This is a genomic window from Rhodoferax sp. (genome assembly GCF_018063565.1).
Classification (GTDB): Bacteria; Pseudomonadota; Gammaproteobacteria; order Burkholderiales; family Burkholderiaceae_C; genus Rhodoferax.
Window position 1 is genome coordinate 1 of the sequence record NZ_JAGPBB010000129.1, and the last position, 6,960, is coordinate 6,960.

At 61.9% G+C, this 6,960-nt stretch carries 8 protein-coding genes; 1 reads left to right on the forward strand and 7 read right to left on the reverse strand.

What is annotated here, in order from left to right; translation table 11 throughout:
* Positions 1–737, reverse strand: a 737-nt coding sequence (gene pyrC / locus KBF66_RS18070) for a dihydroorotase (protein ID WP_296660775.1), incomplete at its 3' end; no start/stop codon positions are given.
* A 59-nt stretch (positions 738–796) separates the two neighbouring features.
* On the opposite strand from pyrC, the gene KBF66_RS18075 reads away from it, so the two are divergent.
* Entirely contained in the window at positions 797–1,657 is an 861-nt protein-coding gene (locus tag KBF66_RS18075) for an alpha/beta hydrolase (RefSeq protein WP_296660779.1), read from the forward strand.
* Between the two features lies 1 nt (position 1,658).
* Here KBF66_RS18075 and KBF66_RS18080 read toward each other — a convergent pair whose 3' ends face one another.
* The 6 genes from KBF66_RS18080 to KBF66_RS18105 form a co-directional block, all read right to left on the reverse strand.
* Positions 1,659–2,633 (reverse strand): LysR family transcriptional regulator, encoded by a 975-nt coding sequence (locus tag KBF66_RS18080; RefSeq protein WP_296660782.1) that lies wholly within the window; start codon positions 2,631–2,633, stop codon positions 1,659–1,661.
* Positions 2,634–2,674: 41 nt separating this feature from the next.
* The gene (locus tag KBF66_RS18085; RefSeq protein WP_296660786.1) at positions 2,675–2,914 is read right to left on the reverse strand and encodes a hypothetical protein; all 240 of its coding nucleotides are present in this window, start codon (positions 2,912–2,914) and stop codon (positions 2,675–2,677) included.
* Positions 2,915–2,925: 11 nt separating this feature from the next.
* Positions 2,926–3,537, reverse strand: coding sequence for a hypothetical protein (locus KBF66_RS18090; protein ID WP_296660789.1), 612 nt, complete (start codon positions 3,535–3,537; stop codon positions 2,926–2,928).
* A 75-nt stretch (positions 3,538–3,612) separates the two neighbouring features.
* Positions 3,613–4,263, reverse strand: coding sequence for a FecR family protein (locus KBF66_RS18095; protein ID WP_296660792.1), 651 nt, complete (start codon positions 4,261–4,263; stop codon positions 3,613–3,615).
* Positions 4,264–4,280: 17 nt separating this feature from the next.
* Positions 4,281–6,521 carry an adenylate/guanylate cyclase domain-containing protein gene (locus KBF66_RS18100; protein WP_296660794.1) on the reverse strand — a complete coding sequence of 747 codons (2,241 nt, stop codon included), beginning with the start codon at positions 6,519–6,521 and terminating at the stop codon, positions 4,281–4,283.
* Positions 6,522–6,649: 128 nt separating this feature from the next.
* A partial coding sequence (locus KBF66_RS18105; protein WP_296660795.1) for an ATP-binding cassette domain-containing protein occupies positions 6,650–6,960 on the reverse strand: 311 nt, incomplete at its 5' end.

Below are 6,960 nucleotides of genomic sequence, written 5' to 3' on the forward strand. Positions count from 1 at the left end.
GTGCCAAGAAAAAACTTGGGGCTGCCGCTGGTCGCTGCGGCCAGCAACGCCTGGCGGTGGCTTTCGCGCTTGAGCACCGGCAGACAATAGTAGTGTGGGCGAATTCCCCCACTGAAAATGGCGTTGCGATTGAACAGCAGGTGGTGCGCCGTCAGCGTCGCGGCGGTCAACGGCCCCTGCGAGGCCACATACTGCGCGGCCTCAGCGGTCGTGATGTGTTCCATGACGATTTTCAGCCCGGGGAAATCACGGCGCAGCGGGATCAGTTGCTGCTCGATGAACACCGCCTCGCGGTCAAACAGGTCAATATCGGGCGAGGTGACCTCGCCATGCACCAGCAGCGGCATGCCGGCGCGTTGCATGGCTTCGAGAGTGGCGTAGGTGTGACGAATATTGGTCACACCCGCGTCGCTGTTGGTCGTCGCGCCCGCCGGGTAGAGCTTGACCGCCACCACACCGGCACTTTGGGCGCGGACAATCTCCTCTGGCGGCAAGTTGTCGGTGAGGTAAAGCGTCATCAGTGGCTCAAATGGCACGCCAGCGGGCACGGCGGCCAAAATGCGCTGCTTGTATGCCAGCGCCTGCGCCGCCGTGGTGATGGGTGGGCGCAGGTTGGGCATGATGATGGCCCGGGCAAACTGCGCTGCCGTGTGGGGCACCACAGCCGCCAGAGCGTCGCCGTCACGCACATGCAGGTGCCAGTCGTCAGGGCGGGTGATGGTCAGGGTTTGGGTCATGGTGCTGATTGTCCCAAAAGTCACTGCCAAGCGGCCACCACCGCCGCTAAACTTTCTGCATGCAACATCACATCATCAGTGCCGACGACGGCGAACGGCTCCATCTGTATCAAACCGGACAGGGCACACCGCTGCTGCTGCTGCACGGGTGGACCGCCAGCCACGCCGCCTGGTCGCCACTGATCACGCCACTGACCCGCCTGCACCCAACCGTGCGCCTGCTGCGCCCCGACGCGCGTGGCCATGGCGGGCATGCGCTTCAGACCGGCACCGCCGTCGATGTGCGCCGATTGGCACGTGATGTGATGAACTTGCTGGACCACCTTGAACTTGAGCGCGTGGCCGCGGTGGGGCATTCGATGGGTGCGCTGACCCTGTGGCAATGCTTGCGCGATTTCGGCAGCACGCGTTTCTCTGCGCTGGCTTTCATTGACCAGTCTCCCAAACTGATGACCGACCCCACCTGGCATGATGGCATTTACGGTGACTTTGGTGCCGCACGCTCACAGCAGTTTGTTGACGATCTGCAGACTGATTTTGTGGAGGCCGTGTTGCGACTGAGCGCGTTTGGCCTGAATCCGCGCGCCCGCGAAACCTACCTGCGCAACAGCTCGGGATGGCGCGTCGCGCGTGAGGCCCTGGGCAAGCTGGAGCCTGCCACCTTGATCAGCCTGTGGCAAAGCCTGGTTGCCGCTGACTACCGCGATGTTCTGCCGCAGATCGCGCTACCCACCCTGCTGGCCTACGGCGCTTGCAGCAACTTCTACACACTGGACACAGCCCACCACGTGGCGGCACAAATCCGTTCGGCGCGCCTCAGTCTGTATGACGGTGCTGACCACAGCCCCCATCTGGCACAGCCCGAGCGCTTTGCCGCAGAACTGGTGGACTTGATGGGCGGTCCCGCCCTAGCGGTTTGAATCACCCCAGGCTGGCGCGCCCCTGCGCCAACAAGAAGTCCCACAGTGCCAGGGCGCTGCGTTTGCCTGACTCACCTGTCTGGGACGATGCAGCAGGCTTGTACGACTCGCGATGCAGCACCCGCTGCCGGTACACCCGCACCTCCATGGTGATCTGCAAACCTCTCAGCTCAGGCGGTGCGGCGCTGACCAGGCGTTTGGCACGCAAATCTTTTTGTACCGCACTGAAGGGCAGGAACGCCACACCGTGGCCTTCCAGCGCCATGGCCTTCAGGCCCTCGGCCATGTCGGTCTCGTATACGCGGTCAAAGTGCACAGGTGCCGAGCAGCGCTTCAGGATCAGTTCCACCATCTGCCCCAAATACGCGCCTTGCGCATAGGCCAGGTAGGGCAACGGGCGGCCGAGTTTGCCCGGCAGCTCGAACATGGGCTGACCCTGTGCATCGGGACGGCTGTACGGTGCCACCACCTCTTCACCCAGACTCACCATCTCGTAACGTTCGGCATCCAGCTGATACGGCTGTGACGCGTGGTGGTAGGTGATCAGCAGGTCACAGCTCCCTTCGACCAGGCGCATCACCGCATCGTGCACATTGAGCGCAATCAGGCGGCTTTTGATCGGACCGAACTGTTCGCGCAAATTGGAGACCCAAGCCGGGAAAAACGTGAAGGCCAGGGTGTGCGGCACGGCGAACTCAATCACATCCTGCGCCGCGGTGGCATGACCACGCAGCATGGCCCGGGTGGTTTGCAGCGCATGCAACACCTCCATGGCCTGCGCATGCAGCGTCTCGCCGGCCGGCGTCAGCCGTGTCGGGTAACTGCTGCGGTCCACCAGGTCAGCGCCGGCCCAGGCTTCCAGCGACTGGATGCGCCGGGACAAAGCCGGTTGTGTCACGTGCCGCAACATGGCCGAGCGGCTGAAACTGCGGGTTTCGGCCAGGCTGACAAAATCTTCAAGCCATTTGGTTTCCATGCATTCACCTGGTTTGTTTGACTGGGCTGTGCAACACGCGGTTACTCCCAGCGCCGGGTGCAGGCCCGAATACGGGCAATGGTTTCGGCCATCGGCGCTTTGGGCGATACCTCCAGTCCCAGCTGGCGGGCAATGTCGTTGACCCGCGCCGGATTCAGGGGCAAACCACCGGCATCGATGGCCTTGAGCAAATCCAGCGCCCGCTGCTGGTCAGTTGACGCAGATGCGCGTCCCAAAATGCGTTGCAACCAGGGTGGCAACCAACACCTGACGCGGCGCATGACCAGACGCATCACCGCGCACACCCGACCAAGGCACAGTACGCCTGCCGTGTTTGCGGGGCCACCGAGTTCAACACCTTCTCGTACGGCGTTTGATGACGCGCCAACAAACGCGCATGAGCCACCAGCTTGGAACGACAAAACCAGTGACAGCTGTGCTGCATCAAAAACAGCTCAGCCATCACGATGAAGGCCTTGCCCTTGGGTGACTGAGCCTGGCGGTTGTTGGCCGCCTGCGCGATGCCATGGGCATGCAGGCTGAGCACCTTGCGCATGTCAAAAGTGCTGGCAGCCAACCATTGCGCTGCGTAAGGCAAACCGACGGGCAACTTGCTGACCCGCGCCGCCGGCTCCGCAACGTTCGAAAAATCGAGCACAAAGGCGTTGAACTGCTCACACAATTCGGTTTCAGCCGTGCTGAGCATGCTCCAGATCGAGGCCTGGCGTTGCGCATCGGACTCACCCAACGCACGCAGGTAACCCTGCGTCAGGTTCTCCATGAGTTTCTCGATCTGATACTTACCCAGGTAACGCCCCAGCAAGGCAATACGCACCCGCTGGTCTCTCTGGTTGAAACTGTGCAACACAAAGCCAAGTACCAGCACAAGGATCAATAATTCCATCAAATAGGCCTCCAGCCCATATAAATAAACATTTTTGTGCTACTAAAGTTAAGAATAAATCGGGACTCACGGAGCTTACCAGCTGACGCTGAACAGTGCCGCATCGATTTTCTTCTGTCCCCAAGGCACGAGGCCGACGGGGGCTGCTGCCGCACCTTTGACGGTGGTGCCGTCTCCGGCAGTCGCCAACTCGGTGACGCCCTGCTGGTTTTCGACAAACACGCCCTTGCCATTGATCATCACAACGTCAAGCGTGTCAGGACCGGCACCAAGCAAGTTCATGCCGCCCCACAGCTCGGTGCCACGTACGCCAATGATGGCCACCGGGGTGCGGACTTGCCAGCTTGCCGCGGGCTGACCATTGGCCAGCTTGCCGGTGATGGCCCGAAACGCACCTTTGAGCAGAGAAAACCGGCTGTCGGCTGCCTTGGCCGTGCTGCCTGCGACCTGCTCGATCACAAACTCGGTGCGCTCCCCCAGGGTCAGGACGCTGCCGTCTTTCATGCGCGCTTCCAGTCGGGCGTCGGCCCCGGTGCTCAGGCGCTGGCCGAGGTACAGGGCATTGCCCAGCGCCAGCGTCTGCGCTTTGGCGCCCACCAGCGCCTGCACCTCGCCGCGCACCCGCGTGACATACCCAGCGGCGGTCGCCTGCGCTTGGGCTAGCGGGGTGGCCAGACCGAGAAAAAGGGCGGCGAGCACGGTGTATAAGGTTCGCAGCAGTTTCATGGCAATTGCCTCCAGGTTTACTTTTCAGTGAGGTTGCACACGCCGTCCCAATCCGGACCCGGCGGGTCGCGCTGTAGCACGCTGATACGCGCCAAGTAGAGCGAATATAAGGGCTCTTGCGGCCACGCTTGCGCAAGGGTCTCAAAAGCGACCTGCGCCGCCGGCCACTGCTGCGCCCGAAACCAGGCCAGCGCCTGCTGGTGCGCGGCCAGCGCCTGTTGCATCGGTGCATCCAGTTCGGCCAACGGCCCCAAGGGTTCAAACAACGTGACCGGCTGCGTGCGCCCCTTGACACGCACGATGTCAAGCTCGCGGCAGGCGATCTCGGGCACCGCCGCGCGGGTGGTCTCGCTGATGACGATGGTGGCGCGGTACTGCTTGGCTGCACCTTCCAGGCGTGAGGCCAGGTTCACCGCGTCGCCCAGCACGGTGTAGGCCATGCGGAACTCTGAGCCCATGTTGCCGACGTTCATCACCCCGGTGTTGACGCCAATGCGCATGCGCAAAGCCGGCCAGCCATGCGCTTTCAATTCGGGCTGTAGCGCCGCGAGCCGCGTTTTCATGGCCAGCGCGGCCAACACCGCGTGGCGGGCATGGTCGGCGTCGGCCAACGGTGCACCCCAAAACGCCATGATCGCGTCGCCAATGTACTTGTCAACTGTGCCGCGCTGGGCGTGGATGGCCTGGGTCAGTGGGGTCAGCACAAACTGCATCAGCTGCGTGAGCTGCTGCGGTGTCAGTCCCTCGCTGACGCTGGTGAAGTCGGCCAGGTCAGAAAACAACACCGTCATCTCTCGGCTCTCGCCTCCGAGCGCAAAGTTGGCGGGCTTCTTGCTCATTTCGGCCACCAGATCAGGCGGCACATACTGGCCAAAGACCTGCGCCAGACGTTGCTCGCGGCGGTTTTGCACAAAATAGCCATAGCTGGAGTGCATCAGGTAGAGCAGCAAGATCAGGACCAGACTGGGTGCCAGCGGGATCACCTGGTTGTGCGCCTCCCAAACGTAGAGATTGAAGCCAATCACCACGCCAGTCAAGGCCAAAGTGGCCAGTAGCGCGCGCAGGGGCGCGAGCCAGCCCAGCCCAGTGCTGAGCAGTCCAATGAGCATCAGCAGATAAAACTCCAAACCCTCGGTGTAGGCCGGGCGGTATTTAATGCGGCCATCGAGCACGCCCGAAATCAGCGTGGCGTTAATTTCGACACCGGGGTAAATGTTCTGCACCGGCATGGCGCGCAAGTCCATCAAACCTGGCGCGGTGGATCCGAGCAGCACGATGGCGCCTTCGAGCAACTTCGGATCAGCCGTGCGCCGCAGCACCTGGCTGGCCGGGACATACGGGAAACTGCCCTGCGGTCCCAGGTAAGGCAACAGCGCAGCGCCTTGGCCATCAACCGGTATTTCAAATGGCCCGAACCGCAAGGTCTCCACGCGCTGCCCGCCAGTGCTGCCCGCGGCCGCGTAGCCGGCGGCGCTGACAAACTCCAGCGGCGGTTGCCCAAACAGGGTACGCACCATCGCTAGACCCAACTGTTCGTAAAGCTGGTTGTTGTAGGTCATCAGCAATGGCAGGCGGCGAAACAGGCCATCGTCGTCAACCAAGTTGCTGTTAATAAAACCCCCGCTGGTGGCACTGGCTTGCAACTGACCGCGGTTGGCGCTGTAACCGCTGGCGCTGGCAAACGGGTTGACCGCCCTCTCCAACTGACTGAGCACTGCCGCAGGTGCAGGCAGTTGCCCCACTTGCAGCGCTTCGCCTTCCTGGTTGGCACTGGCAAAGTAGTAGCCACACACAATCGGTCGACCGCGCAGGCTCGCGGCCAACACCGCATCACCATCGGTTTGCGCACGCACTGTTGCCCAGTGGTGTTGAAATTGCGCGTTGTCGCGCAGTGGTCCCTGCGCCAACTGCTCCATTGCCAGCAACGTGGGATTGGTCTCCGGCTGGGAAAACCACATGTCAAATCCCAGCAGCCGCACCTGATAGTGGTCAAACAGCGAGTCAACCAACTGCGCCACTTGCTGACGCGGCCACGGCCACGGGCCTTCGCGCTGTAGGCTGGCCTCGTCCAGATCAACAATGACGATGCGCGAGTCAACAGTTTCGGGCAATGTCAAACGCAGCCGCGCGTCGTAGGCCAGTTGCTCCAGCCGGTTGAGCAGGGGCAGCGGCAGGTCGCCGCTGACGTGCAACAGTAAAAGAACCACCAGCGCCAGACTCAGTGCGGTGCGCAGCAAGACATACAGGGCGTGGGGCATGGCGGTGCGGGCTCAGCGGTGAATGCCAACTGGCGCGGACGCAGGCGATCTCGAGCACCGACAATTGCTACACAAAATGTAGCTATATACGCTAAATAAATAAGGGCTAGAGACATAAAACATACAAATTACTCAGCGCTTTGCTGCAGCGCCCACATTTGCGCATAGCGTCCGTTGGCCGCCAGCAGCGCCGCATGGGTGCCGCGCTCCAAAATACGCCCAGCTTCCATCACCAGGATTTCATGCGCCTCCACCACGGTCGAGAGGCGGTGCGCGATTACCAGCGTGGTTTTGTTTTGCGCCACACTTTGTAGCTCGGCCTGAATGGCGCGCTCGTTGCCGCTGTCCAGCGCACTGGTGGCTTCGTCAAAAATCAGGATCGGCGGGTTTTTCAGCAGAGTGCGGGCAATCGCCACGCGCTGTTTTTCACCGCCCGAAA